Origin of the sequence: Thalassobacillus cyri (genome assembly GCF_900107755.1) — a bacterium.
Lineage (GTDB): Bacteria > Bacillota > Bacilli > Bacillales > Halobacillaceae > Thalassobacillus > Thalassobacillus cyri.
This window is the reverse complement of record NZ_FNQR01000022.1, coordinates 29,576-54,502: the sequence shown is the minus strand read 5'-3', so window position 1 is coordinate 54,502 and position 24,927 is coordinate 29,576. Positions and strand designations below refer to the sequence as shown.

The window sequence follows — 24,927 nt, the reverse complement described above, 5'->3', positions numbered from 1 at the left end:
ATGGCAGAGCATTCGAAACGTTTTCCAGTACAGCACATTATCGGCTTTGTATTATCGATTGTTTTGACGGTGCTTGCTGCATGGGCCGCTCTTGGGTCTGACTTGCCTGTTAAATGGATAATCGCAGGTATTATGACACTCGCCGTTATTCAGGTAGGCATTCAGTTATTTATGTTCATGCATATGACAGAACGAGAAAGCGGTGGCGGTCATGTACCATGGAATATGATGTTCCACGGTTTTGTGCTGGCAGCCATCATAGTAGCCGGGTCCCTATTTACGATGTCGTTCGGCTTCACCCATGATCATGATGATGGAGGAAACCATCAACAAGAAGAACAGCAGGAAGAACACAGCGGACATTAACGACAGGTGGTGTACGGTTATGGATAACCAAAAAGAGCTGAAAAACTACGAAGCACCAATGGCCTTGCCGTGGAAGCCGGTTTTCGGTTTTATCGTATGTATTATTTTAACGGCATTCTCCTTGTGGGGAATGTTTTACGCCGATTACTCTCCTAAATTTCTTTTAGGACTGATTACCATACTAGCCTTCTCCCAGGCTGTTGTTCAGTTACTTCATGTACAAACACATCAACGATAAAAGAAACGCCCTCGTATACCTGGCAACAGGAACGAGGGCTTTTTTAGTTTATTGAAAACTCTCTTGTACAGTACTCGAAGTTTTGATCAGACGGATGATGAACATCACCCAGCCAACCTCCGCTACAAACAAACTTGCATAGAACATTATCCAGGGGATGGAAAATGCAGCAGGTGCAGCTTGAAACACAACTTCAAAGAAGTACAGCCACATACCGACAAGCAGAATTGTCTGAACAAGCGCAAATACGGTTTTCTTCAGCTGTAAAAATAAGAAAGGTGTCACTGATGCAAGCAGCATGAACATAAGTATAATACCCATTCAGAGATCACTCCCATTATCGCGAAAATTTCGTGTAAGCGTATTCTTATTAGTATTGTAACAAATTGTTCGAACAATTGACACAAAAAATTCACAAAATAGGTATTGTCATCCATCCCAACTATGTTTACCCACATTAACTATTACTCATTGATGTTGATTTTTCATAAAAGCTTATTCCATAATAGGGCCGAAAAGTCGAAGACTTGATTTCGAGATGTTTGGTAATGTCTAGGGGCGTTGGGGAAGGATTCGCTTTCCTCGGGGAAGCTGGCAAGCCTCCTCGAGCTAAAGCTCTGTGGGGTCTTGCCAGTCTATCCTTTCCCGCAGGAGTCTCAACCTTCCCCCACGCCCCTTACCACATAAGATTATCGAAATCGCTCTTAAATTTACTTACCCTAATTTGTTAGGAGAATACTATTACAACGCCAGATTGATCCGTTCTTATTACTTCAAAAGTATGCCATTCATAACAGAAGTTTCGAGATTCTTACAACCATATGGTGGCTGGAAAAACGGTGAGACTCCTCGGAAATGCTACGCATTTCCTTCGTGCGGTGTGTATTATAGATGTTTATTCAAAGTCCTGTGGGATGAACATGATCGGTGAGATCCCGCAAGGCGAAGCCTGAGGAAGCTCACCACATGCCCACGGAAAGCGATCCGTTTTCCCAGCCACCATCATTGCAACCTAAAGTCTCGAAACTGAGTCTTCATGTAAAGGGAACTGTAAAATCAACTAAAAAAAACATGCTCTGCTCTGATACCTTCATCGAAGGTAAGTATTCCGTAAGAGTAGTACGGGAGCCTTCGCTTATCGGTCGGTGACCCAGGGTTGAATAATAAAAGATTTTTGTAAGAGCGCAATAATGGAATATGGGAATGACCAAAAATGAGAACGTCGAGGTCTTCCCCATCAAAGGCTTCCAACGTCCTTTTTTCAGTCGTCTTTTTCTCCCCGTGTCCATGTACGATTCCTATCTTGAAACCTTCCATTTGTATAATTTGCCTGGCTGGAAAATGATGTTTGATCTCCTCCCCATCAACATTTCCATATACGCCATAAACTTTACCGTACTCAGCAAGTGCATGATAAACGTTTATGGATGACCAATCTCCGGTATGAATAATCACGTCAGCTGTTGTTAACTCTTCCAGAAGCCTGTCCGGCAGTTGTTTGGCCTTTTTGGGCATGTGCGTATCACCAGTCACTACAATTTTCAACCTTATTACCTCCTTTACCAAAGTAAAACTTGGCTTGTCGCCAAGTACTTATGAAGAAAGCCTTTGTATTTTCTTACACTTTAGCCCTTTAAAAAGTTAAACTTTCTTAAAGGGTAAATAAAAAGAGAGGGGCTCCCCTCTCCTTCTTACGTTCCCATATATTCGGTCTTGCTATCATCCAGTTCCTGTACTTGGTATAAGTCATAATAGCCCCCGCGCAGTCCCATTAACTCTTCATGCGTACCAACTTCTTTGATTTGTCCGTTTTCGATCAAAACAATTCGGTCAGCATGGGTAATCGTCGATAATCGGTGAGCAACGATGAACGTCGTCCGATCGGAAGCTAATTTTTCTAACGCTTCCTGGATCAGGTGCTCGCTCTCTAAATCGAGTGCAGAGGTCGCTTCATCCAAAATAAGAAGTGGTGGGTTTTTCAAGAAAACCCGGGCAATCGCCACCCGCTGCTTTTGTCCGCCAGATAGCTTCACTCCTCGTTCCCCGACCATTGTAAGATAGCCATTAGGAAGATCCATGATAAAGTCATGAGCATTAGCAGCTTTAGCTGCAGCAATCATTTCTTCATCGGTAGCTTCCGGATTTCCCATTTTGATGTTCATGGCAATCGATTCACTGAATAAGATGTTATCCTGAAGTACCATCCCGATTTTATCCCTTAGGGTGCGTGCTTTTACATCTCTGATATCATGACCATCAATAAGGATCCTTCCTTTTTCCACATCATAAAACCTCGGAATCAAACTGATCAGGGTCGATTTTCCGCCTCCGCTCATACCGACAAAAGCGATGGTCTCGCCATGTTTTACATCAAGAGATAAATCATCGAGAACGAGTGAATCCTCCTCTTCATATCGGAAGGAAACATGGTCGAAGGTGACCTTCCCATCTACGTGAGTCAGTTCTTTTGCACCTTTCTTATCTTCGATATCATATTTTTCATCCATGAACTCAAACACACGGTCCATCGATGCGATCGACTGGGTCAGTACAGTTGAAGAGTTCACTAACCGGCGAAGCGGGTTATATACACGGTCCATATATCCGGTGAATGCGACCATCGTACCTACGGTGAGATTTCCTGTAATTACTTGATACCCGGCAAATGTAATAACTAATAAAGGCGCAAGATCGGTAATCGTATTGGTAACCGAATACGTATAGGCATTCCAGTTCGTATGCTTAAGAGCTTTATCAAGGAAATTAGAGTTCTGGACATCAAACTGTTCCTGTTCATGATCTTCCAGAGCAAAACTGCGAATCACCGGCATTCCCTGGACTCGTTCATGCAAGTGTCCCTGTACTTCTGCCAATGCCTGGGAGCGATCTCTGGTAAGTCGTCGTAGTTTTACATAAAAGAACTTCACTGCCAGCCCATATAACGGAAATAGTGAGATGGCTACAAGCGTCAGCCAAATATCCATGTTAAGCATAATGATAATTGCAATTACAATCGTAAACATATCAAGCCAAATATTCATAAGTCCGGTTATGACGAACGTCTTTGTCTGTTCGACATCATGAATGACACGGGAAATGATTTCACCTGTCTTCGTTCGTGAATAAAAACGCAAGCTGAGCTTCTGGATATGGTCAAATAACTTGTCGCGGACATCGTAAAGAATCTTGCTTCCAATCCACTGGGCCAGATATTGTCTGAAATACTCCACGGGAGGCCTTAAAATAAAGAATACTAAAAAAGCTCCGCCCATGAGCCAGAACAGCTGATTGAACTGTTCTGCCTGGGACATATCCCCCCCAATAATATCATCGATGACATATTTGAGTATCAATGGCATCAATAACGGAATCGAAAATTTAATGATACCGATTGATATGGTCAAAATGATTTTACTTTTATAAGGCTTTACAAAGGCTAAATACCTTTTGATGCTGTCCAATGCTGTCACCTCTTTCTATTTCCAAATAACAGCCTATAATAGGAAGGCCGCGCTCACATTGTCAGCGCGGCTAAAACGGCTTGCTTAACGATAAGTTAGATAACGTTCATACCATTGATCGATAAATTCAGGGGAAAACGGACCCTTTCGTTGTCTTACCCATCGAATCAGGGTGTCTACATTATTATGCAAAATACGATCAAGCACTTTCGGATAATTCATTTCCTGTTTATGTTGTTCGTATTCATCTTCATCCAGCAATGTAAATGTCATATCAGGATAAACCTTTACATCTAAATCATAATCGATATATTTGATTCCTTCTTCATCATATACAAAAGGAGAACTGATATTACAGTAATAGTATACGCCATCATTACGGAGCATCCCGATGATATTGAACCAATGTTTAGAATGGAAATAACAAATTGCCGGTTCTCGCGTCAACCATGTCCGGCCATCACTTTCCGTTACTACGGTCCGATCATTCGCTCCGATTATGACATTTCTAGTCCCTTTTAATATCATCGTGCTGTCCCATATCCTGTGCAGCTTACCATTGTGTTTATAGCTTTGTATTTGGACCGATTGTCCAGGCTCTGGTGCAGGCATAAGATCTCCCTTCCCTAACAGGCGTAATTTTCACCGATTTTGTCTACTTTAACCATTATAACGATATCTGAGAACAAATGAAAACATAAGAGTCTAAAGTGTAAGCGACCATTTAGTGACGTTTTAGAAGCTTATGTAGGAATGGACACAAAAAACAGACCGCTGCTTCTCCCAATTGGAAAAGAAGCACGGCCTGTTTTCGTTCAGCAGCTGCTTTTGTCTGCTATTCGTTTAGAAGATTCGGGGGATCTTCGTTATTTCTTTTTAGCTTGAGACTGTTGGTTTTGTTGACGAACTTCTTGTGCATCAGTCTCTGAAGCAAATTCAGCACCATATTGTTGCTGCTGACCTTTTTGAGCAGCTTGCTGGTTTTGCTGTCTTACTTCTGCAGCATTAGTTTTGCTTGGGTTTTGTTGGTTTTGTTGTTTTTTAGCCATCTTTATCACCTCCGCAAGAATTAGAATGCCCATTTAGAAAATCATTATCCACCAAAATCATTTTCCATGTTTATCCATTATTTTGAATAGTCGACGGTTTTTTTTCCACACTAATAAAGAAGGAGGCGAAAGGCATGTACAAAGGCCGGGATATGAGTGAATTAGCGATGACCAGGAAACAGGAATGGAGTGGAGATGAATTGAGTTATTTCCACTATTCGCTATCGCAAATGGCTCCTTACCTGAATCAAGAAGGTACCACCATTCTTAGAGAAATAAATGAAGAAATTGTAAGTCGTGGTGGACTGGCTGATTTGTCCTTGGAAAACGAACTGAAGTCCACACGTTCGACTACGATAGCACCATTTTAAACAAAAGCTCCAGCACCCAAGGGGCTGGAGCTTTACTTACTTACAGTGTTTTGCAATTTTTTGATGGGAAACCGGAAAGGGGTAGGATTCTAATTCATCCATAGCAACGAACCTGGCTCTGGGATGATCCAATTCACCTTTATCAAAGGTACAGGGGATGATTTCCAAGTCCCAGATAAGATGGGAAAAGACATGCTTGATTTTATCGACCGCTTTTCCAGGAGTGATCATCATTCCGTATTCCCCAAAAAACCAATGGGGTAGATGTTCCCGGTCAATATCCTCCATCGGCACCATGGGGAATTCCCATAAATTAGCAAGAAGTCCCTGCTCAGGACGTTGCTGGACCAATACTTCCCCCTGCTCATTAGTAATCAATAAAGCAGCATAAGGAACTTTTTTCTGTTTTTTTGTTTTCGTTTTTACAGGAAGCTCCTGCTCTACCCCTTCCTGGTAAGCACGACAATGCTCCTGGACAGGACAAAGCATACAACTTGGAGATTTAGGTGTACAAACTAATGCTCCAAGTTCCATAAGTCCCTGATTAAAAGAAGACGGATCTTCCTGTGAGATAACTTCACGAATGATCCCTTCGAATAGCTTCTTTGTACTTTGTTTAGCAATGTCATCTTGGATATGTAAAATACGTGATAGTACCCGCATGACATTGCCGTCTACTGCAGGTTCTGGCTTATCATAAGCGATACTTAATATAGCACCTTTCGTGTAAGGACCGACACCTTTCAAAGAAGCAAGTTCATCCGCTTCTTCTGGTACCTTTCCACCGTAATCGCTGACGACTTCACGAATTGCGTTTTGCAGATTACGTGCACGGGAATAGTAACCTAGACCTTCCCACGCTTTAAGTACTTCCTGTTCGTCAGCTTCAGCCAGTTTTTCTGGTGTGGGAAATTTTTCGATAAACCGATTGAAATAAGGGATGACCGTATCGACTTTGGTTTGTTGCAACATGATCTCTGAAACCCAAACTCGATAGGGATCTTGATTATCTCGCCATGGCAGCGAACGTTGTTCTTTTTTGAACCAGTTGATCAAGTCTTGTTGGAAATTATTTTTGTCAAAATCAGCTAAAATATCATTTATTTGTGCTTGTTTATTTTTCATTGCAATTCACCTTTCATGATACAATTAATACAAAAACACGAATTTAACCTGGTTAACAACCAAAAAGTCCATAAAGGAGGTACCTTGATGGATACCGGTACACACGTCGTCATGGGAGTTGCCCTGGGCGGACTGGCTACACTCGATCCTGTTGTCCAGAGTGACCCGGCATTATTCAATGCCGTATTAGCCGGTACCATGATCGGCTCTCAGGCGCCTGATTTCGATACGATACTTAAGCTTAAAAACAATGCAGTATATATACGGCACCACCGCGGCATTACGCATTCGATGCCAGCAGTTATATTCTGGGGTCTTGCGTTGTCCGGGCTCATCTATGCTTTTGTGCCAGAAGTCAGCTTCCTTCATCTATGGCTCTGGACTTTCTTTGCAGTCATCATGCATGTGTTTGTCGATGTTTTCAACGCCTATGGAACACAAGCTTACCGGCCGTTTACCAGACGCTGGGTGGCCTATGGTTTTATCAACACCTTCGATCTCTATATCTTTCTGATGCATATAGCCGGCATTGTCGCCTGGAACCTGGGTGCGAACCCCGGTTATACGTGGCTGATCATTTACTTTGTAATCGCCCTTTATTACGTGAAACGTTATTTTGATAAGCGGGAAATGGTAAAAATCATACATGAGCATTTTGAACATGTCGAACAGATCGCAACTTCTCCTACCATGAAACAAAATAATTGGCGCATAGCTATTACAACCGCTAATCACTATTACGTTGGAAAAGCTGAAAATGGTCACATTGTCATTTTGGATGAATTTCCAAGACAGACAATTCCTATGGATGAGCCGGCTATGGTACGTGCTCTGGAAGATCATAATATCAAAGCTTTCTTATCGTTCTCTCCGGTCTACCGGTTTGAAATGACTTATTATAACGAGCATACGGAAGTACGGTTCATCGACCTTCGTTATCGTTCACGAGGAAGATATCCATTTGTCGCGGTAGCTCAAATAGATGATTCCACACTGGAAATAATGAATTCCTACACCGGATGGGTGTTCACCGAAGAAAAATTAAAAACCAAATTGGATCCAATTCCAGCTGACTCATGAAGAAGAGGCTGACTCCTCATCGCCCTCTCCCTCTTTTAAGGGAAATTGGCAAGGAATCAGCCTCTTTGTTATTCAATTCAACGGCCTTTTTTTGGCAAGCATTTCCTTATACTTCGGATTGTTGGCAGCAAATTCATGTAACTTTGATCCATAATGGTTGATCCACTGTGTAACGATCTGCTCCGTCACTTGCTTACCCTGATATTCATGTCCTGCTTTTGCGCGAGTTACTTCGAAGTCCTCCCATAATAACTCGACCCATGTTCGAGCCTCATCAATAGACAGCGAAGGGTTTTTATCATATAACTCTACAGCTAAACGCTGAAAAACTTTTTCCATTATTGCCACCTCATACGTTCCCAATGTTTACTTCCCTATTGTAACACATAGCAGGTTTGAAATTACATAAACTAAACCTGCATCCCATTATGATGCTATAGGAGGCTGAAAGATGCGCAATAAAACTGTTGGCTTTCCAGAAAAGAAGATGAACGGAGAACCAAGGGCAAAAGCAGAATTCGCTTCTAAGCGAGCTGATGGTTCGACGAACACTTATCCGAAAGAGCGGATGGCTCGCTCTTCACACAGGCTGGACGATGGGAAGGGTGAAATATAGTGGGCAAAAACAAAGGTCGTAAACCGCATAAAGGTTTTTTCGATAATCTATATAGCGACCCATTCGATTCCCCTCGTGCTAACCCTAAGCATGCGGCTCACCAGGTGAATGGAGAAACACAGCAGACACAGTCTGAAATCATCACTGAAGTTCAGATGAACAAGCGTGCTTAATCTTCCACTAAAAAAGCGTGCCATATAAGGCACGCTTTTTAATTAATTGACTTTTTCTCCAAACATGGAAATCGGCAATGCTTCCTCTTCCTCTTCACTAACTTTTTCTCCACGTTCATTTGTACGATATCCCCATGCGAATGTCCCATTCATATATATAATTTTAAAGTTATGGGCTGGATCGCCTTCGATCTGATATTCTTCTCCAGCCTTGAAATCAGCAGGATTCAGCATATAGGATTTTGCCATAATGATCTTACGTTCATAAACGGCATACTCATTGACCATCCCCATCTGCTCTGCTTTCCTGGCTTTATCAGTCAGCTCGCCAATTTCCCTTCTCAATTCCTCTATCGTCATATCGCTATATCTGCGTTCCATGATTTTCCCTCCTATTGTTACCCATTTACATTTTAACAAGCATTCGTCACAATGGAAATGAGGAACATGGAGGAAAGGGGAATTTATGTGGGAAAAGCAGTAATTACCGGGGGCGGTACTGGCCTTGGACGGGCACTTGCTCATCGATATGCAAAAGAAGGCTATGAAATAGTTTTGTTAGGGAGAACCGAAAAAAAACTTTCAATGGTACGTATGGAAATCATTCAGCAAGGCGGACAGGCAGAATCATACATTTGTGATGTAACAGAACCAGCTTCAGTCGCCGAAGCAGTGCGTCAATTGGATCGTATTGATATATTAATCAACAATGCCGGCATCGGTATCTTCGGAGAATTATCGACTTTAAAAGAAGAAGACATCGATAAGATGCTGGATACCAACATCAAGGGTACCATTTTAATGACTCAAAAGGCATTCCCTTTGCTGAAAGTCTCAGAAGGCAGAGTTCTGAATATCATATCTACTGCCGGGCTCCGGGGTAAAGTAAATGAATCAGTATATTGTGCCAGTAAATTTGCTGTACGTGGGTTTACGGAAAGCCTGCAGAAAGAATGGGAAGATCAACCGATGTCCGCTACAGCGGTATATATGGGTGGTATGAACACACCGTTCTGGTCAGATAGTGACCATGTCGCTGATCCTTCACGCTTGAAAGGCCCAGAAGGTGTTGCTGATAAAATCTTTGCAGAAGATGACCGTCGCAAAGAGATCAAGGTCGATTCATAGAAAGACTTGAGCACAAAGTCCTTTATGTGATCAGATTTCTGTATTTGTGAGCGAAATTTTCTTTTTGCGATCATTTTTATTTTTATGAGCGAAACTCCATAATTGCGAGCGACTATATAAAAAAGCTGCTGGAACCTCTTTTAAGAGGCCAGCAGCTTTTTTAATTCAGGACTTACTCTCCAAGTCCTTCTTCTTTAACTTTGTTCACAACTGCTTCAAGTGCTTCTTTTTCATCTTCACCGTCTGCAGTCAATTTGATTTCAGCATCATTAGGAATACCAAGGGACATAACTCCCATAATAGATTTCAAGTTGACGGACTTATCTTTATACTCCAGGTTCACATCCGCCTGATATTGCCCTGCAATCTGCACCATTGCAGTAGCTGGACGTGCGTGCAATCCATCTGCTGCTGTAATCTTCATTGTTTGTTCTACCATTTGAATCTCTCCTCATTTATATGATTTTTTTAGTTGATTTCAATGATACCAGGGTCATTATGACGCACTTCGCCTGGTTTTGCAATCTTAACTTCCTGTCCTTCTTGCAAGTTTGTAAAAATGACAGGCGTGATGGTGGAAGTGGCATGCTCTTTTACATAGTCAAAGTCCACTTTCATCAACTCTTGCCCTTGCTTGACTTCATCGCCTTCTTCAATGAACGCTTCAAAGCCTTCCCCTTTCAGTTTGACCGTATCGATTCCAATGTGGATCAATACCTCCATACCGTTTTCAGCCTGGATGCCGATCGCATGCTTGGTAGGGAAGACATTCAGAATCTTACCATTGACCGGAGATACCACTTTACCATCAGTTGGATTGACTGCGAAGCCATCTCCCATCATTTTACCAGAGAATACCTGATCTGGGACCTCTGTAACCGGCATGATTTCCCCTTGAAGCGGGCTGACGAAATTGAACTCTTCCCCGCCGACCGGTACTTCTGCTTGTTGCGCTTCTTTCGCAACTTCGGAACGATCTTCTGCGACAGCACGCGGTGCTTTGCCATCGATGATATCTTGCATTTGACCACGTAAGCTGTCGGATCTAGGACCATAGATTGCCTGGATATTGTTGCCGACTTCCATGACACCAGATGCGCCAAGCTTCTTCAGTCGGTTTTTATCCACTTCGCCTTTGTCATTGACAGAGACACGAAGACGTGTGATACAAGCATCCAAATGAGCGATATTCTCTTGACCGCCCATTGCCTCCAGGATTTCATATGGAAGATCCCCTACTTCACTGTCTTCATCGGCATCGACTTCATCGTCTTCACGTCCAGGTGTGGCCAAGTTGAACTTGAGGATCGCCCACCGGAAACCGAAGTAGTAAATCACAGAGAAGATCAAACCTACAATAATGACCCACCACCAATCGGTACGGTTAGGTAAAACACCGAATAGGATGAAGTCGATTAATCCACCAGAGAAAGTTTGTCCGATTTTGACATTCAATAGCGACATGGTCATAAAAGATAAACCTGCGAAAATCGCATGAATACCGAACAACAGTGGTGCTACGAATAAGAAAGAGAACTCAATCGGTTCAGTAATACCAGTCAGGAAAGAGGTCAGTGCGGCAGATGCCATAATACCACCAACAACCTTTTTACGTTCTGGTCTAGCTGTGTGATAAATAGCCAATGCAGCAGCTGGAAGTCCAAACATCATGAATGGGAACTTACCAACCATGAATGTACCTGCTGTAAATTCTACTCCATCACGAAGCTGGGCGAAGAAAATCTGTTGGTCACCACGAACGGTTTCCCCGGCAGCGTTCACATACGAACCGAATTCAAACCAGAATGGTGAATAGAAAATATGATGTAATCCGAATGGAATCAAGGAACGCTCGATGACACCGAACACAAAGGCAGCAATGTGGATGTTTGTATTAAGCATCAAATGAGATAAAGCATTCAGTCCGTCTTGAGCAAACGGCCATACAAACAGCATGATAATACCTAAGAATAAAGCTGAAAAAGCAGTGATAATCGGTACAAAACGTTTACCGGCAAAGAAACCAAGGAATTGCGGCAATTCGATATTAAAGTAGCGATTATATAAAAATGCGGCTAGAATACCTACGATAATACCGCCAAATACCCCGGTTTGCAGGGTAGGCGTGCCAAGGACTTCAGCATAGGCAGGTGAATTCGCTGCCATATCGGCATCCACTTTACCTAGTACACCCATCGTGACATTCATAATCAAATAACCGATGATGGCTGCAAGACCCGCTACACCATCCCCGCCGGCAAGCCCTATGGCTACACCGACTGCGAATAGCAAGGCTAAGTTATCAAAGACAATACCACCTGAGGCTGCCATTACCTCGGAAAATATTTGTATCCATTCCGCTTTAAACGCTGGCACACGTTCCAGGAAGGATTCCTGCTGGAATGTTGTACCGAATGCCAGCAAGATACCAGCGGCAGGCAGCAACGCAACCGGAAGCATCAATGCTTTACCGACTTTTTGCAATGTACCAAAAGCATTTTTGAACATGGAAAGTTCCTCCTTTTATTTTAGTGTGATACAGAAGCAGCAGGATAATCACAAATGTAATTTTTCAGAAAAATGAAATAAACCGCTTCCATTTTAACTGAAAATTTAAACGGCGATTTGAACGACGTTTAAGGTAATAAAAAAAGCATGAGCAAAAAAGTTTTATTTGGCTTCAAAAGGTACACTTACCCCCATTGAAAACCTCTAAAACTTTTTATACTCATGCCTGATCGTATCAGTAACACGTATAATTACGTTTTATGGTTGACTAACCGCTGCAGATGAATCGTCAAATAAATCGCTTCCGAATCATCCACTGGCTTATTCAGTTGCTTCTGCATCACTTTTATCAACTTCCAGGATAAATTATAGCATAGTGGATATTCTTTTTTCAACATTTCAGCGAGACGATTTTCTCCCCCAACATCTTCCCCGATATGGATACGGTCGACCGCACGTCTTAAATGCTGGACAAGACGATGATAATCTACCGTATTTTTATCAATAGCGATTTCTAAAGAATCCTCAATCACTTTGACTAACTGGGAGATCAGCTGATAATGCTTGTTGATATCACTCAATGTCTTATCTGTTACCGCACTGTGGATATGCAAAGCGATGAACCCGATTTCTCCTTCAGGAAACTCGATACCTTCTTTGTTATTGATCATTTCCACTACTTCCATGGCTACCTGGTACTCTTTTGGGTAAAGCGTTTCAATTTCAAACAAGAAGGGGTTATTGAATTGGAGATCATGCTTTGCACGGTTGACAGCGAAAGCAATGTGATCGGTCAAGGCGACATGGATATGTTCATTAAGCCGTTGATTCATTCTGTTTTCTATATGAACCAGAATATCATTCATGAAATCAATGAAGTCCTCATCTACATAAGGGAGCAGGTTGACATACTGCTCTTTTTGTTCCGGATCCCTTAACAAAAATGTTTTATCCGCTTCTTTAATTGGAATCGTTGCGCCTTTTTTTCGGCTGAATCCAATCCCTTTCCCTATCAGCACCACTTCTTTGTAAGTGGGATGCTCGGCGATGACGACATTATTATTAAGCACTTTTTCAATTGTCACTTGCTGTTCCATGCCTTTTCCCCCTCATTCCATTCCCTTCAGGTCGTTTCCCTTTGCTTTGAAGCGTTTTCAATGTATACAATATATCGAGTATAAAGCTTATTGTCTATGGTGTCATATGGAAGGGAGAATGGCGAATGATTAAATTATTTGTAAGTGACCTTGATGGGACACTGCTTGGCATGAATCATTATATAAAAGAAAAAGATATTCATGCAATCCGCGAATTAGTGGAAAAAGGCGTAAATCTTGCGATCGCTTCTGGCAGGATGGATCATGAAATTGTCGACATCCTGGAGCGTATCGGCCAACCGGGACATCGTGTCAGCCAAAATGGCGCTTTTGTCTACACCGCCGACAACACGCCGATTGAAGCGAAAACCTTTGAGATGGACGTTGCTCAGCAGGTATACCGTGACATCGTCAAGGAACCGATGGTGACGACGGTTTCCACTGCCGATCAGACATTCACCCATCAACGTAATAAATGGATCGATTTGATTTCAGAACAGCTGATCCATGATATCCAGGTAAATCCAAAATTAGCCGACCGACTGGGTGTCGATGTGGATGCATCGAAAATAACAGTTCATGGAGAAGAAGCAGATGTGATGGCATTAGAGAAAAGAATTACGCAGAAATACGGGGAACAGCTTGATTGTTTCGTCTCTCATGAAACATGTGTCGACCTGGTACCAAAAGATATCAGTAAGGCCAGCGGCTTAAAAGCCTTATTGGATAAAACAGGACTGCAGGCAGAACAATTGGCGGTCATCGGTGATTCTTTCAATGACATCCCCATGTTCCAGCTTGCGCCGCATAGTTATGCTATGAGCACCGCCCACCCGGAAGTCCAGAGGCAGGCGTCCAAAGTCGTCGATCACGTGTATGAAGCAATCGATGATCTTCAGAATAAAAAACTTATTTAAACACAAGGCTCTTTTTAAAGTTTTTGGTTAATTTTTCATAAGGGCCGGAAAGTCGAAGACTTGTTTACAAGATAATCTGGGTCCGTCGCCGAATAGGAGAAGGGCGGCTGGAAAGCGAACCGTTTCCCAGCCGCCCTATCCGTTTTTTGGAACGGACCCACTGCTTATAGATGAAGGTTTCATCTAGGTCTACTGAAGCCTTTTTAGTCTGCTCCAGCTATAGTTGAATGCCTAAATATTGATATTTCCGTATCTCTCATAAATGCCAGGAGGTTCGGGATATTGCGTGACTCCTCGAAAATGCTACGCATTTTCTTCGTGCGGTATTTATTCAAGAATCTGATTCAAGGTCCTATGGGATTAAAGTACATGGTGAGATCCCACAGGGCTTTAGCCTTCACGTGGAATGAATACTACTCACTTTCTATTGATGAACGCTATTCCTTATTCATTTTCTATATATTCTTCGATGAACCGCTGGATTTCGTCCATTTGGAATCCTTTGCGGTACAAAGCCCCTTTCACTTTCTGCTTCAACTCGAAGCCTTCTGCTTTCCGTTCATATTTACGTAGAATTTTTTCTCCTTGATAAACGACTGCTTCCCATTCCGCATCCTCTGTTTCTGACTGTGGCAGGTTTGCGATAACCTCCTGAACTACATCATTGGTGAAGCCTTTTTGTATCAACGTCTGCTGGAGATTCTGCACCTGCTGGCGGAATGATTTTTTTCCATCTGAACGCAGTTTTTTTTCCGCAAATTTCATTGCCTTTTCATATTGTGCTTCAAAAGGATAATGGGTCAAGGCTTCTTCCGCTTTAGCGGCTGAAACCCCTTTTTCCATCAGGTCTTTTTTCACCATCATTGGCCCCTTGCTCGATGTATGGACTCTGCTTCGGACTAACGCGTTTGCAAACTCCTGATCATCCAGCAGCTTTTCTTTGTATAGCCTGTCGATAATCACTTCGATTTGTTCCGGATCGGTTTCCTTTTTATTCAAATAATCCCGGATTTCTTTTTCCGAGCGCATCCGGTAGCTTAAATAATGTATTGTCAGGGTATAGGATTTCTGTATGTCGTCTTTTTCCATAAGAGCTTTTATAGAAGCATCATCAAGCTCCATTCCTTTATGCAGGGCTTCTTGAACTAGAATATCCTCAGAAACACTGAAACCATAGGATTCCCCCTGCCCGAAATCTAAAAATATATTAAAGCGGTCTTTCTTCTTTTTCTGTGTAGTTATCCGCGTGATTTTAGCCAAACCTCTCACCTCTTGCTTTATTTTAGCATGAGTCTCTTCCCTTAGGACACTTGGAAGAATCGATTTTTATCAGAATATAAAGTAAACTTTAATCAAGCCTCATTAAAGGAGGAATCACAGGATGAAAATAGCAATAACAGGTGGAACAGGTTTTGTCGGACAAAATCTGACCAGGCATTTTGTTTTAGAAGGCCATGACGTTTATGTCTTGACTCGCAGCCCGGAAAAGCATAAAGATACGAAAAATATCACATACATTGGTTGGCTGAAACCGGAATTCGCTCCGGAAGCACAATTGAACGAGCTTGATGCCGTCATCAATTTAGCCGGTGAGTCGTTGAATAGCGGAAGATGGACGGAGGAAAGAAAACGGAGCATCCTGGACAGCCGAATCAAAGCGACCGAAAATATCGTTGAGTTGATTCGTAAACTGAAGAAAAAACCAGAAGTGCTCATCAACGCTTCTGCAGTAGGATTTTATGGAAACTCCATCACGGAGGTGTTTACGGAGGACACAACCAAGCCAGGGAATGGATTTCTGGCCAACGTCACAACCGAATGGGAGAAACGAGCTTCTCAGGCAGCTAAACATGACGTGCGCACTGTATATCTACGGTTTGGAATCATTTTGGGTGAAGAAGGAGCACTACCTAAGATGGCGATTCCTTATAAGATGATGGCAGGCGGTAAAATAGGCTCGGGAGAACAATGGCTGTCATGGATCCACGTGGACGATGTCGTAGGGATGATCGATTTCGCCATGCGCAATAAGGAAGTAGTCGGACCCATGAATGCGACAGCTCCCACCCCGAAAAGAAATAAAGATTTCGGGCAAACACTTGGTAAAGTTCTTGGTCGTCCACACTGGCTTCCAGCACCCTCCTTCGTTATCAAAACCGCGCTTGGTGACATGAGTACACTTCTTCTCGATGGCCAGCATGTGGTTCCGAAAAAGGCGATTGCCCTTGGCTATGATTTCATATACCCTAAATTGACCCCGGCATTGGAAGATGTTTTTAAAGATTAGGAGGGAGCACTGCTTCCCCTTAATCTTTTTTACATACTCTTCCAACCATTTTTCACATATAATAGAAATGTAACTTATTTTAGAAAAACTTGGCTTGTCGCCAAGTACTTATGGAGAAAGCCTTAATGTTTTCTTATCCTTTAATCATTTAACAAAGTTTAACTTTCTAAAAGTACAAAAAATCAACTAGCAGAAAGGCACGAAAAAAATGAATACAGTAATTAGGAATGTAATGATACATCCAATAACTTCTCCGCCTATTGAGAACGGGCAAGTATTAATCAAAAACGGTAAAATCGTCTCCTTCGGAAAGAAAGTGGATGCTCCTGCTAATGCCAACAGCATTGACGGGCAGAATAAATTGCTTTTCCCGGGTTTTATCGATGTCCATACCCATTTAGGATTATATGATGAAGGGACAGGCTGGGCTGGAAGTGATGCCAATGAAACAATTGAGGCGATGACACCACATTTGAGAGCTATGGACGGGGCCCACCCCCTTGATCCTGCCTTTGGCGACGCTATCCGTGAAGGTGTCACTACCGCCCACATCATGCCAGGCAGCGCAAATATCATCGGCGGGATGACTTCGGTGATTAAAAATACTGGTAAAAATATCTCCAGCATGCTGCTTCGTGATACGGCCGGATTGAAGCTGGCACTTGGTGAAAACCCGAAGCGGGTCCATTCTACTTCCCGGAATGATTCGATTACACGCCTTGGGATTATGGGAATGCTGCGGGAAACTTTTTATCATGCCAGGCATGCGGATAATCCAGATGACTTAAGGGTGCAGCCGATTGTAAAGGCGTTGAAACGGGAAATCCCGGTACGCATCCACGCGCACCGGGCTGATGACATCCTCAGCGCTATCAGGTTTGCAGATGAATTCAATCTCGACCTTCGCATCGAGCACTGTACAGAAGGACACTTGATCGCTGAAGAACTGGAAGGCCGGAACCTCCAAGTGTCTGTAGGACCTACTTTCACCCGGAGATCTAAAATTGAGTTAAAAAATAAGACTTGGGAAACTTATCACAAACTGACTAAACACGGAATTCAAGTGTCGATTACCACAGACCATCCATATACTCCCATCCAATACTTGAATATTTGTGCGGCACTCGCTGCCAGGGAAGGATTAGATATTGAAAAAGCGTTACAAGGAATTACGATCATCCCTGCCAGGAACCTCGGTGTCGAAGACCGTGTGGGATCAATCGAATCGGGTAAAGATGCCGATCTCGTTCTCTGGGACGGCCATCCGTTCGAATTCATGTCGAAACCACTATGGACGATGGTAAATGGAGAAATTATTTATAAAAAATAATCGTTCATTTTGTGTATCGAAAGATGTCAATTCATGTCGTTAAAATACAAAAAAAATTTATTAGAATGCCTATTTATTTTTCCAGAAAAATCGCTTATGATTAATGCAACGATCTGAAAAAATCTTAGATTTTTCATAGAGCGGAGTATGGGAAGGCAAATGGTGCGCCACCAGCTTGACTGGTTCTAGTGGGTTCGATTCCCACCCCGGATTTTTGTGAGCAATTGATAAAAATTCGAGGGTGGTCGCGTCCACAGCTGTTTCCTTCCACACGACCCGACTGCCCTTCTTTTATAGATAAGGAGGGTTTTTTATGTTAAAAAAACGTGATTTGCATGATGTCCCTGTTTTGTTCGAGTTGATGAGCCACCCGGAAGTCTTTCCCTACGTCCGTCATAAAGCCTATTCCAGCGATGAATTCTACTTCTTGACCAGGCAGACGATCGAAGCGGAAGAACAAGGGGAAATCATTTCCCGCACGATTGTGGATGAATGGAGCCAGCCGATTGGTACAATCAACTTGTTTGATATTACCGATAATAAAGGTTTTTTAGCCACGTGGATCGGCCAGCCGTATTTCGGAAAAGGCTACAACCGTCCAGCTAAAGATGCTTTTTTTGAGGAGCTTTTTTTCCAGCTGGATATCGAAGCGATTTTTATGAAAATCCGCCGTGATAATCCACGCTCCATGAAAGCTGCATTAAAACTCCCTTATGTTTCACATGCAAATTCCGACTATCCGGATATATGGAAACGAATCAATGAAAAAGAAGATGTCTATGATCTTTTTGCGATTACTAAAGAGCAATACCTGTTTCACTACTACAGAGCACAAGATTCTGAAGAGGTTTTGGAAGCTTAAGCGCCTAACCAGCGCTTAAGCTTTTTTGTATAGTTGGCCGGGGTTTGGACAAGCTGTAGGAAAAGAAGGAGGTTTTTTCCCATGAAAGCAAAGCAGGGACAAACAAAAGCTTCAAAAGGGGCACTTTCAAAGACGCAGGAAGTGCTATATGGAAGAGATTTTAAGCAAGCAGACAAAATTTTTAAACGTTCCCGGAAATCTTAGGATTATTAAACTTTAAAGAGGGTATATACCTACCAAAGCCGCACAACAAACCTTGCAGGCAAAAATTATCCACGTTTTTTCACCTTTTGTGAATAAAACGTTTACAACATGATTTTATTGACCTCCCCCATTGTTAATAAAATGTTGGTAAACAAATCCACAAGCGATGTGGATAATGTTGATAATTTTATCAAAACTAATGTATAAAAGGTTTGTGTTGTGGACAATACTGTTCATAAGTGATTGTCTTAAAAATACTGAATGTATTGATTCCTCCCCTGAAAATGAATCAATTAGACAATCAGATTGGCCGCTGCTCCATTTGGATTAGCGGCATTTTTTTGTTTTAATATCGATGATTGATCGGTATTTTAATTTCTGAAGGTCCATAAACTCCTGGAGCAATCTCATATTTGTGGAAAATCAACACGAGTTCCTCACCTTGCAGGTAAAAAGCAGTACCCGGACGCACATGTTTGAACTCTTCAACGTAGTAAACATCAGGCTTTGCATGTATTTGTTTTTTCACTTCTGCATCAATTTTATCCAAATCCATAATATCCATCAGAGTTGCAAGCTGTGTATCTTTTTGATTATAGAAGTTGAATGATTCGACATCGCCGCTGAATGTGTTTCCTCTCGAAAGGCTGGACGTCATCAGAACAGAATAAAAGTTATTATCCACCAATACTTTTGTCTCTCCGTAAAAACGAATGGGTATTCCCTGATTATCGTCTGCTTGTTCTTTTACAGTTTGGATATACCCCGCGACTTTTTCCTGGATCATCTTGTTCAACTTCTGTTGAAAGGCTTTGTCTTCCAGCCCTGTAAACTTTGTATATTGGATGTGGATTTCCCACCGGTTTTCCACTTCATCAAAATTTTTCATTTCATAAATAAGCCCTTCTTTCGCTTGGACACTTGAAGCAAATCCAACCAAAAGAAGCATAAATGCTAAAACGCTATATATGTTCTTACTCTTCATCAAATGACCTCCTTTTCCATTAGTGTCACCTGAAATGGAAAACTTATTGCTAATTTTATGAGTACTTATCTATATGCAACCACAAAAAAGGCAAGGGAAAGCTCCCCTTGCCTTTTTATTCTTCAATGAATGTTGTATCAACTAAACCTTTTAAATCAGGCTTTTCTTTTAAGAATTCCAACTCATAAGAAGCATTTGCGAATGATTGAAGATCTTCCAGCTTCACATTGTATGTGAAATCGATGCGTTCCCAGGAGCTGTCGATCACTGATTTTGATAACTCCTGATCGGTGATATCCTTGATTTTGTTAGCAGCAATTTCTTTTGCCTCTTCTGGATTATCCTGAATGAATGTAGTAGCCTCTTTGTGAGCATCAACCATGTTTTGTACCAATTCGGAGTCATTTTCGACTAACTCCTTGGAAGTAACGAATACAGCAGCCGGCAATGTTTCACCGAATGCCACTTCGTCGGTATCAATCAATACTTTGCCATGCCCTTCTTCCTCTATCTTTGATGCCCATGGTTCTGGAACTGTCGCTACATCAATTCGTTTACTGGCGAACAATTGGGAATACGTAGCTGGTTTGCCGGTAACATGTTTCATTTCACCTTTAAGGCGGTCTGATTTAAGCCCGTATTCACGCATCATCAACGCCTCGAACTGGACGTCATGGGTACAACCGACACGCGGAGATGCAAATGTCGTGTTTTTCAATTGCTCTGGTGAATCAATGCCAGAGCCGTTACGTGCCATGATGACGGTACCCCCAGTAGAGCCAGCAGCTACAATATTGATTTCTGCCCCGCTCATATAATGGTTCATCGCAGGACCTGGTCCTACAAGTCCCCCTTGTATTTCCCCGGTTTCCAAAGCGGTCATGAAAGCAGAGCCATCCGGGAAGTATTTATATTCGACTTCCGTACCATCTGGGAGTGTTTTTTCATACAATTCCTTTTCTTCAGCTACCATTCCTGCTACATGGTTGATGTTCGGAAAATAACCAATGACAATTTTATCCCCGTTACTGTTCCCTGATGCTGAATCACTCGATCCGCAAGCGGTTAAAAGCAACCCTAATACGACGACTGAAAACAAAGACAACCACCTTTTCATATTCCTTCACCTCTCCAATTATTTTAATAAACCCCATCGTCTCATCACTTTTTTCTCTAATTTAGAGAAAACCAGCTGATCGACTACCGACCCGATGACACCGACGATAATGATGATTCCAATGACTAATTCCATCTGCGCGAAATCCATCGCAAACCTTAGTGAATATCCAAGACCAGGTCCATTACTAAGTAATTCACCTGCCATTAATGCCCTCCAGCTGAATGCCCACGCTAAGCGGATACCACTCATGTAATAAGGAAGGCTTGCAGGCACTTCCACCTTGAAAAATAAAGGGAGACCTTTTGCCCCCATTGTTCTCGCCGCCTTGATGAATTCAGGGGGCACGCTATGAATGGCGGTCCTGACATTCAATGCCATCACAAATGTTCCACCTAATACGACGACAAATATGACTGCAGTTTCATTCAAACCAATTAACATGATTGCAAGTGGCACCCACACGATACTTGGTATACTCTGCATCGCTATTAAATACATCCCAGCAGTTTCATCGGCCTGACGTGATTTTCCGAGCAGGACGCCGATCAACGTTCCCAGGGTGATTGCAAGCGCAAGTCCAATCAATAGATGTTTGAAACTTGCCAGTAATGCCCCAACTAACGTGCCATCAGCAAATCCCTCGACTAATGCTTGGAATACCTTTGTCGGTGGAGGAAACTGAATAGCCGGAAAATAACCTGACATGTATACGCCTTGCCAAATGGCTAATAAAACGATAATGAATGCAATTCGTTTAACCCAAATGCTTGGTTTCATAATCCAATTCTTCCTTCATCACTTTTTTGATTTCATCTTCTAACAGCTCCATTATCTTTTTTTCCATTTCAATCACTTTTGTATCGTCACGTTCTCTCGGGCGAGCAATGTCGATTGGAAAGTCAGCAATGATTTTGCCTGGCCGGGTCCCCATGACGATGACACGATCCGATAGTTTGATGGCTTCTTGAATACTATGAGTGACGAACAAAATCGTTTTTTTCGTTTCTTCAAAAATTTTCATCAGTTCGTCATGAAGGATGTGTCGCGTCTGTTCATCCAGCGCTCCGAATGGTTCATCCATCAATAACACTTTCGGATCCATTGCCAACGCCCTTGCAATAGCGACCCGCTGTTGCATTCCTCCTGATAATTCATGAGGATAGGCATCCTTGAAGCGAGTCAGATGTACCATTTTTAAATAGTTAGCAGCTATTTGCTCCTTCTCACGTTTTGAGTGGTCAGCTTTCAGCGGAAAAGTTACATTGTCCTTCACTGTAAGCCATGGGAACAAAGCCGGCTGCTGAAAAACCATACCTCGGTCTGTTCCAGGGTGAAGTATTTTTTCTCCCCCAAGACGGAGCGTACCTTCAGTCACATCTTCCAGGCCTGCGACCATGGAAAGTAAAGTGGACTTTCCACAACCTGATGGCCCTAGGATAGAGACAAATTGATTTTTTTCGATAGATACATTGATGCCAGAAAAAACCTCATGGTCAGCAAACCTTTTTGCCACCTCGTTCATTTGTAAAAACATGCGTCGCACACCCTTATATAATTATTCCAATAATAATAGTCGGAATTAAGATTTAATATAGAGTATACGGTGTGGATGGAAAATGTGTCAACCTTTTTATTTTCCGAAAAAAATGCACAATCCTCTTTAGTTAGAGAATTGCGCATTTTCATCAGTATTCCGTTATCGACTACCATTCAAGGATAAATCCTTTGATACGAACATCTCCACCATCTTCACTCTTTTGTCGTGCCGTAAAATGGGGATGTTCTTCATCCAAATTCATCTTTACGGATTCAGGATCGAGATACAGCTTATACTCGAGGTTATTGATTTTATGAAGAGTAAGATCCGGGATTGTCGATTGGTTATTATCTTCATCGATGACCATTATATCTATGTTGTTATAACCTTTTTCCAATAGCTGTTCTTTAAGACTCATAATATTTCCTCCATACAAGGTCTATTTTCTTAGTATTCGTTTACCCGCATTGTTCTTCCTGAAAACTCCTTTGTAAAGATTTTGTCATAATCCATTAATAGGTCCGTTTGTTAAAATTTCTAACATTGATGACGAACCCTGTATGGTTTTGACAGCTATTCTATTAGAAATACCCCATTGCTGCTGACTTTATTGCCTCTAAGCTTTCATTTTCTTTTTTTTACAAAAAATTTGAATTTTAGGTGTTTAATTGATATTTTCGATGGGTAAAATCCCCGTACAACGGAAGGTTCTTTCCGATAAATGCAAGCTGGCAATCAGTCAAAAAGCAGTCATGATCACCAACATGAGTTATGGAAAATTTTTGGACACAAGGAGTGTTTATAATGGAAGATCTTTATCCTTCAAGAAAGAATAACCAGCCTGAAATTATGAAACGTAAAGATCCTGTCATCCACACGGATCGCTCAAAAGATGATCAAGCACCACTTTCAAAGGAACAGCTTGATTCTTATGAGAGAAACGGTTTTTTACAGATTGAAAATTTCTTCTCGGAAGATGAAGTATCTGAGCTTCAAAAGGGGATTTTCGAATTACAAGATGACAGTAAGGACGTCACTTCAGACAAAGTAATTCGCGAACCACAAAGTGATGAAATCAGATCCATATTCCACGTCCACAATGATGATGAATATTTTAAAAAAGTAGCTTACGACCAACGCATTCTAGACATAGTCAACCACCTGCTCGGAAGCGATGTCTATATCCATCAGTCCCGTATCAACTATAAGCCTGGCTTTACAGGTAAGGAATTCGACTGGCACTCTGACTTTGAAACATGGCACGTCGAGGATGGTATGCCGCGTATGCGTGCTGTCAGCTTGTCTATCGCATTATCCGATAACTATACGTTCAACGGGCCTTTGATGCTTATACCAGGGTCCCAAAACTACTATGTCAGTTGTGTAGGTGAAACACCAGATGACAACTACAAAGAATCTTTGAAAAAGCAAAAGCTCGGTGTACCGGATCAGGAAAGTTTGAGATGGCTTGCTGAGCAGGGCGGCGGTATTTCCGTACCGACTGGAAAAGCAGGCTCTATCACTTTATTCGAAAGCAATACCATGCATGGATCCAATGGTAACATTACACCATACAGCCGCAACAACCTGTTCATGGTTTATAATAGTGTGGAAAATCAATTAGTAAAGCCTTTCTCTGCAGGGAAAGAACGCCCTGAATTCATCGCCGTGCGTGAAGGTGCACCAAAATTCAGCAATAGCTGATTGGCATAACAAAGAACTTCCCGCAAAAAAATGAAGCCAGCTTGCATGAAATAAGGGCTGCCCTATGGAGGGCAGCCCTTATTAGTTTAGGCTCTGTTAAATCTCCGTGTTGATTTTAACAGTGTATCTCACTTTTCCCGAAGTCTCAGTTTCGATGCTAATGAAGGCGATGATGGGGACTGGGAAAACGGATCGCTTTCCGTGGGAATTTGGTTAGCTTCCTCAGGCTTGGCTAAGCTATCCCAAACAATATCTCGAGTTAAAGTCTTCGACTTTACGGCCTTTGAATTGAAGCCTCTTTGAAATAAGTTTAACAACTCCTTTTATAAAAGCGAGTATTGGATTATCGTGACCTGGTTATTTTCTTGGCGTTTCATATCTCCCAAACCAGTCATAACGGTTCTTCGATATCCATTTATACAGCGGAGAACCCAGGCGGCTTGCAAAGGGAAGATACATCAGTACACCCGCATAAAAAGTCAGCGGCAGCGAAACAAGCAGCTTTCTGATCGTATAAAAACCAGCCAGCAACTTGCCATTTGAAGTCCTCATATAGATTTGATCATAGATGTCTTTTCCAGCTAAATAACGAAAGTCATTACTTTTTTCTACTTCCTGAACGGGAATCCATTCTAGTTTATTAAACCAATCAAGCCTGCGTAATACACGTTTTATGCTAAAGCAAAGCGGACATTGTGCATCATAAAAGACAGTGTGTTTCATAAAAATAACCTCCTGCCTTTTATATTACACATGCGTCAATAAGTTA

Annotated in this window: 31 protein-coding genes; 13 read left to right on the top strand and 18 right to left on the bottom strand. The window is 42.1% G+C overall.

The genetic code is table 11. From position 1 onward, the window contains the following. Together qoxD and BLV00_RS19260 are read left to right on the top strand one after the other, a co-directional pair. The gene (qoxD, locus tag BLV00_RS19265; protein ID WP_093046572.1) at positions 1-366 is read left to right on the top strand and encodes a cytochrome aa3 quinol oxidase subunit IV; all 366 of its coding nucleotides are present in this window, start codon (positions 1-3) and stop codon (positions 364-366) included. 19 nt (positions 367-385) lie between these two features. After that, complete coding sequence (locus BLV00_RS19260; protein WP_093046571.1) at positions 386-604, top strand: cytochrome C oxidase subunit IV family protein; 219 nt, start codon at positions 386-388, stop codon at positions 602-604. 48 nt (positions 605-652) lie between these two features. On the opposite strand, the gene BLV00_RS19255 is transcribed toward BLV00_RS19260, so the two are convergent. From BLV00_RS19255 to BLV00_RS19235, 5 genes are all read right to left on the bottom strand, one after another. Further along, a complete protein-coding gene (locus BLV00_RS19255) occupies positions 653-925 on the bottom strand; it encodes a hypothetical protein (protein ID WP_093046570.1) in 273 nt (90 codons plus the stop codon). Between the two features lie 735 nt (positions 926-1,660). Then, complete coding sequence (locus tag BLV00_RS19250) at positions 1,661-2,149, bottom strand: metallophosphoesterase family protein (protein WP_093046569.1); 489 nt, start codon at positions 2,147-2,149, stop codon at positions 1,661-1,663. Positions 2,150-2,295: 146 nt separating this feature from the next. Further along, complete coding sequence (locus BLV00_RS19245) at positions 2,296-4,065, bottom strand: ABC transporter ATP-binding protein (RefSeq protein WP_093046568.1); 1,770 nt, start codon at positions 4,063-4,065, stop codon at positions 2,296-2,298. A gap of 84 nt (positions 4,066-4,149) precedes the next feature. Continuing rightward, positions 4,150-4,677: a nucleoside tri-diphosphate phosphatase gene (ntdP, locus tag BLV00_RS19240; RefSeq protein ID WP_093046567.1), complete on the bottom strand. Its 528-nt coding sequence runs from the start codon at positions 4,675-4,677 to the stop codon at positions 4,150-4,152. A gap of 254 nt (positions 4,678-4,931) precedes the next feature. Then, complete coding sequence (locus tag BLV00_RS19235; RefSeq protein WP_093046566.1) at positions 4,932-5,114, bottom strand: gamma-type small acid-soluble spore protein; 183 nt, start codon at positions 5,112-5,114, stop codon at positions 4,932-4,934. A 134-nt stretch (positions 5,115-5,248) separates the two neighbouring features. Here BLV00_RS19235 and BLV00_RS19230 point away from each other — a divergent pair, with 134 nt between their 5' ends. Further along, positions 5,249-5,485 (top strand): cytosolic protein, encoded by a 237-nt coding sequence (locus BLV00_RS19230; protein WP_093046565.1) that lies wholly within the window; start codon positions 5,249-5,251, stop codon positions 5,483-5,485. 36 nt (positions 5,486-5,521) lie between these two features. Here BLV00_RS19230 and mutY read toward each other — a convergent pair whose 3' ends face one another. Continuing rightward, a complete protein-coding gene (mutY, locus tag BLV00_RS19225; RefSeq protein WP_093046564.1) occupies positions 5,522-6,610 on the bottom strand; it encodes an A/G-specific adenine glycosylase in 1,089 nt (362 codons plus the stop codon). Positions 6,611-6,697: 87 nt separating this feature from the next. Between mutY and BLV00_RS19220 the strand changes: the two genes are divergently transcribed. Next, positions 6,698-7,690 (top strand): metal-dependent hydrolase, encoded by a 993-nt coding sequence (locus BLV00_RS19220; protein WP_093046563.1) that lies wholly within the window; start codon positions 6,698-6,700, stop codon positions 7,688-7,690. A gap of 72 nt (positions 7,691-7,762) precedes the next feature. Here the strand turns inward: BLV00_RS19220 and BLV00_RS19215 are convergent, their stop codons facing one another. Continuing rightward, positions 7,763-8,029: a YfhJ family protein gene (locus BLV00_RS19215; RefSeq protein WP_176791748.1), complete on the bottom strand. Its 267-nt coding sequence runs from the start codon at positions 8,027-8,029 to the stop codon at positions 7,763-7,765. A 112-nt stretch (positions 8,030-8,141) separates the two neighbouring features. Here BLV00_RS19215 and sspK point away from each other — a divergent pair, with 112 nt between their 5' ends. Together sspK and BLV00_RS19205 are read left to right on the top strand one after the other, a co-directional pair. Continuing rightward, positions 8,142-8,306 carry a small, acid-soluble spore protein K gene (sspK, locus tag BLV00_RS19210; protein ID WP_093046562.1) on the top strand — a complete coding sequence of 55 codons (165 nt, stop codon included), beginning with the start codon at positions 8,142-8,144 and terminating at the stop codon, positions 8,304-8,306. Continuing rightward, a complete protein-coding gene (locus BLV00_RS19205; RefSeq protein WP_084315761.1) occupies positions 8,306-8,479 on the top strand; it encodes a YpzG family protein in 174 nt (57 codons plus the stop codon). Before sspK ends, BLV00_RS19205 begins: the two co-directional genes overlap by 1 nt. Positions 8,480-8,521: 42 nt before the next feature. Here the strand turns inward: BLV00_RS19205 and BLV00_RS19200 are convergent, their stop codons facing one another. Then, a complete protein-coding gene (locus tag BLV00_RS19200; RefSeq protein WP_093046561.1) occupies positions 8,522-8,860 on the bottom strand; it encodes a YfhH family protein in 339 nt (112 codons plus the stop codon). 87 nt (positions 8,861-8,947) lie between these two features. Here BLV00_RS19200 and BLV00_RS19195 point away from each other — a divergent pair, with 87 nt between their 5' ends. Beyond that, positions 8,948-9,607, top strand: a complete 660-nt coding sequence (locus tag BLV00_RS19195; RefSeq protein ID WP_093046589.1) for an SDR family oxidoreductase — start codon at positions 8,948-8,950, stop codon at positions 9,605-9,607. 172 nt (positions 9,608-9,779) lie between these two features. On the opposite strand, the gene BLV00_RS19190 is transcribed toward BLV00_RS19195, so the two are convergent. The 3 genes from BLV00_RS19190 to glcT all read right to left on the bottom strand — a co-directional run bounded on the left by BLV00_RS19190 (position 9,780) and on the right by glcT (position 13,212). After that, positions 9,780-10,046, bottom strand: coding sequence for a phosphocarrier protein HPr (locus BLV00_RS19190; RefSeq protein WP_093046560.1), 267 nt, complete (start codon positions 10,044-10,046; stop codon positions 9,780-9,782). 29 nt (positions 10,047-10,075) lie between these two features. Next, positions 10,076-12,115 carry a glucose-specific PTS transporter subunit IIBC gene (gene ptsG / locus BLV00_RS19185; RefSeq protein WP_093046559.1) on the bottom strand — a complete coding sequence of 680 codons (2,040 nt, stop codon included), beginning with the start codon at positions 12,113-12,115 and terminating at the stop codon, positions 10,076-10,078. A gap of 251 nt (positions 12,116-12,366) precedes the next feature. Beyond that, complete coding sequence (glcT, locus tag BLV00_RS19180) at positions 12,367-13,212, bottom strand: glucose PTS transporter transcription antiterminator GlcT (RefSeq protein WP_093046558.1); 846 nt, start codon at positions 13,210-13,212, stop codon at positions 12,367-12,369. Positions 13,213-13,337: 125 nt separating this feature from the next. On the opposite strand from glcT, the gene BLV00_RS19175 reads away from it, so the two are divergent. After that, the gene (locus BLV00_RS19175) at positions 13,338-14,129 is read left to right on the top strand and encodes an HAD family hydrolase (RefSeq protein ID WP_093046557.1); all 792 of its coding nucleotides are present in this window, start codon (positions 13,338-13,340) and stop codon (positions 14,127-14,129) included. 444 nt (positions 14,130-14,573) lie between these two features. On the opposite strand, the gene recX is transcribed toward BLV00_RS19175, so the two are convergent. Next, positions 14,574-15,398 (bottom strand): recombination regulator RecX, encoded by an 825-nt coding sequence (gene recX / locus BLV00_RS19170; RefSeq protein ID WP_342723132.1) that lies wholly within the window; start codon positions 15,396-15,398, stop codon positions 14,574-14,576. Between the two features lie 112 nt (positions 15,399-15,510). On the opposite strand from recX, the gene BLV00_RS19165 reads away from it, so the two are divergent. From BLV00_RS19165 to BLV00_RS19150, 4 genes are all read left to right on the top strand, one after another. Next, positions 15,511-16,416 carry a TIGR01777 family oxidoreductase gene (locus BLV00_RS19165; RefSeq protein ID WP_093046555.1) on the top strand — a complete coding sequence of 302 codons (906 nt, stop codon included), beginning with the start codon at positions 15,511-15,513 and terminating at the stop codon, positions 16,414-16,416. Between the two features lie 208 nt (positions 16,417-16,624). Next, positions 16,625-17,746, top strand: a complete 1,122-nt coding sequence (locus tag BLV00_RS19160; RefSeq protein ID WP_093046554.1) for an amidohydrolase — start codon at positions 16,625-16,627, stop codon at positions 17,744-17,746. 313 nt (positions 17,747-18,059) lie between these two features. Further along, positions 18,060-18,608, top strand: coding sequence for a GNAT family N-acetyltransferase (locus BLV00_RS19155; protein ID WP_093046553.1), 549 nt, complete (start codon positions 18,060-18,062; stop codon positions 18,606-18,608). A gap of 81 nt (positions 18,609-18,689) precedes the next feature. Beyond that, on the top strand, positions 18,690-18,812 hold the full coding sequence (locus BLV00_RS19150; protein ID WP_084315760.1) for a YfhE family protein: 123 nt from the start codon (positions 18,690-18,692) through the stop codon (positions 18,810-18,812). Between the two features lie 346 nt (positions 18,813-19,158). Here BLV00_RS19150 and BLV00_RS19145 read toward each other — a convergent pair whose 3' ends face one another. The 5 genes from BLV00_RS19145 to BLV00_RS19125 all read right to left on the bottom strand — a co-directional run bounded on the left by BLV00_RS19145 (position 19,159) and on the right by BLV00_RS19125 (position 22,872). Then, entirely contained in the window at positions 19,159-19,797 is a 639-nt protein-coding gene (locus BLV00_RS19145) for a DUF3298 and DUF4163 domain-containing protein (RefSeq protein WP_093046552.1), read from the bottom strand. A 115-nt stretch (positions 19,798-19,912) separates the two neighbouring features. Continuing rightward, positions 19,913-20,914 (bottom strand): aliphatic sulfonate ABC transporter substrate-binding protein, encoded by a 1,002-nt coding sequence (locus BLV00_RS19140; RefSeq protein ID WP_093046551.1) that lies wholly within the window; start codon positions 20,912-20,914, stop codon positions 19,913-19,915. 18 nt (positions 20,915-20,932) lie between these two features. Next, the gene (locus BLV00_RS19135) at positions 20,933-21,694 is read right to left on the bottom strand and encodes an ABC transporter permease (RefSeq protein WP_093046550.1); all 762 of its coding nucleotides are present in this window, start codon (positions 21,692-21,694) and stop codon (positions 20,933-20,935) included. Further along, complete coding sequence (locus BLV00_RS19130; protein WP_093046549.1) at positions 21,672-22,451, bottom strand: ABC transporter ATP-binding protein; 780 nt, start codon at positions 22,449-22,451, stop codon at positions 21,672-21,674. The genes BLV00_RS19135 and BLV00_RS19130 overlap by 23 nt, the downstream gene beginning before the upstream one ends. Positions 22,452-22,620: 169 nt before the next feature. Then, complete coding sequence (locus BLV00_RS19125) at positions 22,621-22,872, bottom strand: hypothetical protein (RefSeq protein WP_093046548.1); 252 nt, start codon at positions 22,870-22,872, stop codon at positions 22,621-22,623. A gap of 386 nt (positions 22,873-23,258) precedes the next feature. Between BLV00_RS19125 and thpD the strand changes: the two genes are divergently transcribed. Beyond that, positions 23,259-24,158 carry an ectoine hydroxylase gene (gene thpD / locus BLV00_RS19120; RefSeq protein ID WP_093046547.1) on the top strand — a complete coding sequence of 300 codons (900 nt, stop codon included), beginning with the start codon at positions 23,259-23,261 and terminating at the stop codon, positions 24,156-24,158. 357 nt (positions 24,159-24,515) lie between these two features. Here thpD and BLV00_RS19115 read toward each other — a convergent pair whose 3' ends face one another. Further along, positions 24,516-24,881, bottom strand: a complete 366-nt coding sequence (locus BLV00_RS19115; protein ID WP_093046546.1) for a thiol-disulfide oxidoreductase DCC family protein — start codon at positions 24,879-24,881, stop codon at positions 24,516-24,518. Between the last annotated feature and the right edge of the window lie 46 nt (positions 24,882-24,927).

Excerpts from the sequence above, each read along its gene's own strand:
- qoxD (WP_093046572.1), top strand. The coding sequence starts at position 1 with ATGGCAGAGCATTCGAAACGTTTTCCAGTACAGCACATTATCGGCTTT.
- BLV00_RS19260 (WP_093046571.1), top strand. The coding sequence starts at position 386 with ATGGATAACCAAAAAGAGCTGAAAAACTACGAAGCACCAATGGCCTTG.
- BLV00_RS19255 (WP_093046570.1), bottom strand. The coding sequence starts at position 925 with ATGGGTATTATACTTATGTTCATGCTGCTTGCATCAGTGACACCTTTC.
- ntdP (WP_093046567.1), bottom strand. The coding sequence starts at position 4,677 with ATGCCTGCACCAGAGCCTGGACAATCGGTCCAAATACAAAGCTATAAA.
- BLV00_RS19235 (WP_093046566.1), bottom strand. The coding sequence starts at position 5,114 with ATGGCTAAAAAACAACAAAACCAACAAAACCCAAGCAAAACTAATGCT.
- BLV00_RS19230 (WP_093046565.1), top strand. The coding sequence starts at position 5,249 with ATGTACAAAGGCCGGGATATGAGTGAATTAGCGATGACCAGGAAACAG.
- mutY (WP_093046564.1), bottom strand. The coding sequence starts at position 6,610 with ATGAAAAATAAACAAGCACAAATAAATGATATTTTAGCTGATTTTGAC.
- BLV00_RS19220 (WP_093046563.1), top strand. The coding sequence starts at position 6,698 with ATGGATACCGGTACACACGTCGTCATGGGAGTTGCCCTGGGCGGACTG.
- BLV00_RS19215 (WP_176791748.1), bottom strand. The coding sequence starts at position 8,029 with ATGGAAAAAGTTTTTCAGCGTTTAGCTGTAGAGTTATATGATAAAAAC.
- sspK (WP_093046562.1), top strand. The coding sequence starts at position 8,142 with ATGCGCAATAAAACTGTTGGCTTTCCAGAAAAGAAGATGAACGGAGAA.
- BLV00_RS19200 (WP_093046561.1), bottom strand. The coding sequence starts at position 8,860 with ATGGAACGCAGATATAGCGATATGACGATAGAGGAATTGAGAAGGGAA.
- BLV00_RS19190 (WP_093046560.1), bottom strand. The coding sequence starts at position 10,046 with ATGGTAGAACAAACAATGAAGATTACAGCAGCAGATGGATTGCACGCA.
- ptsG (WP_093046559.1), bottom strand. The coding sequence starts at position 12,115 with ATGTTCAAAAATGCTTTTGGTACATTGCAAAAAGTCGGTAAAGCATTG.
- glcT (WP_093046558.1), bottom strand. The coding sequence starts at position 13,212 with ATGGAACAGCAAGTGACAATTGAAAAAGTGCTTAATAATAATGTCGTC.
- BLV00_RS19175 (WP_093046557.1), top strand. The coding sequence starts at position 13,338 with ATGATTAAATTATTTGTAAGTGACCTTGATGGGACACTGCTTGGCATG.
- BLV00_RS19165 (WP_093046555.1), top strand. The coding sequence starts at position 15,511 with ATGAAAATAGCAATAACAGGTGGAACAGGTTTTGTCGGACAAAATCTG.
- BLV00_RS19160 (WP_093046554.1), top strand. The coding sequence starts at position 16,625 with ATGAATACAGTAATTAGGAATGTAATGATACATCCAATAACTTCTCCG.
- BLV00_RS19155 (WP_093046553.1), top strand. The coding sequence starts at position 18,060 with ATGTTAAAAAAACGTGATTTGCATGATGTCCCTGTTTTGTTCGAGTTG.
- BLV00_RS19150 (WP_084315760.1), top strand. The coding sequence starts at position 18,690 with ATGAAAGCAAAGCAGGGACAAACAAAAGCTTCAAAAGGGGCACTTTCA.
- BLV00_RS19145 (WP_093046552.1), bottom strand. The coding sequence starts at position 19,797 with ATGAAGAGTAAGAACATATATAGCGTTTTAGCATTTATGCTTCTTTTG.
- BLV00_RS19140 (WP_093046551.1), bottom strand. The coding sequence starts at position 20,914 with ATGAAAAGGTGGTTGTCTTTGTTTTCAGTCGTCGTATTAGGGTTGCTT.
- BLV00_RS19135 (WP_093046550.1), bottom strand. The coding sequence starts at position 21,694 with ATGAAACCAAGCATTTGGGTTAAACGAATTGCATTCATTATCGTTTTA.
- BLV00_RS19130 (WP_093046549.1), bottom strand. The coding sequence starts at position 22,451 with ATGTTTTTACAAATGAACGAGGTGGCAAAAAGGTTTGCTGACCATGAG.
- BLV00_RS19125 (WP_093046548.1), bottom strand. The coding sequence starts at position 22,872 with ATGAGTCTTAAAGAACAGCTATTGGAAAAAGGTTATAACAACATAGAT.
- thpD (WP_093046547.1), top strand. The coding sequence starts at position 23,259 with ATGGAAGATCTTTATCCTTCAAGAAAGAATAACCAGCCTGAAATTATG.
- BLV00_RS19115 (WP_093046546.1), bottom strand. The coding sequence starts at position 24,881 with ATGAAACACACTGTCTTTTATGATGCACAATGTCCGCTTTGCTTTAGC.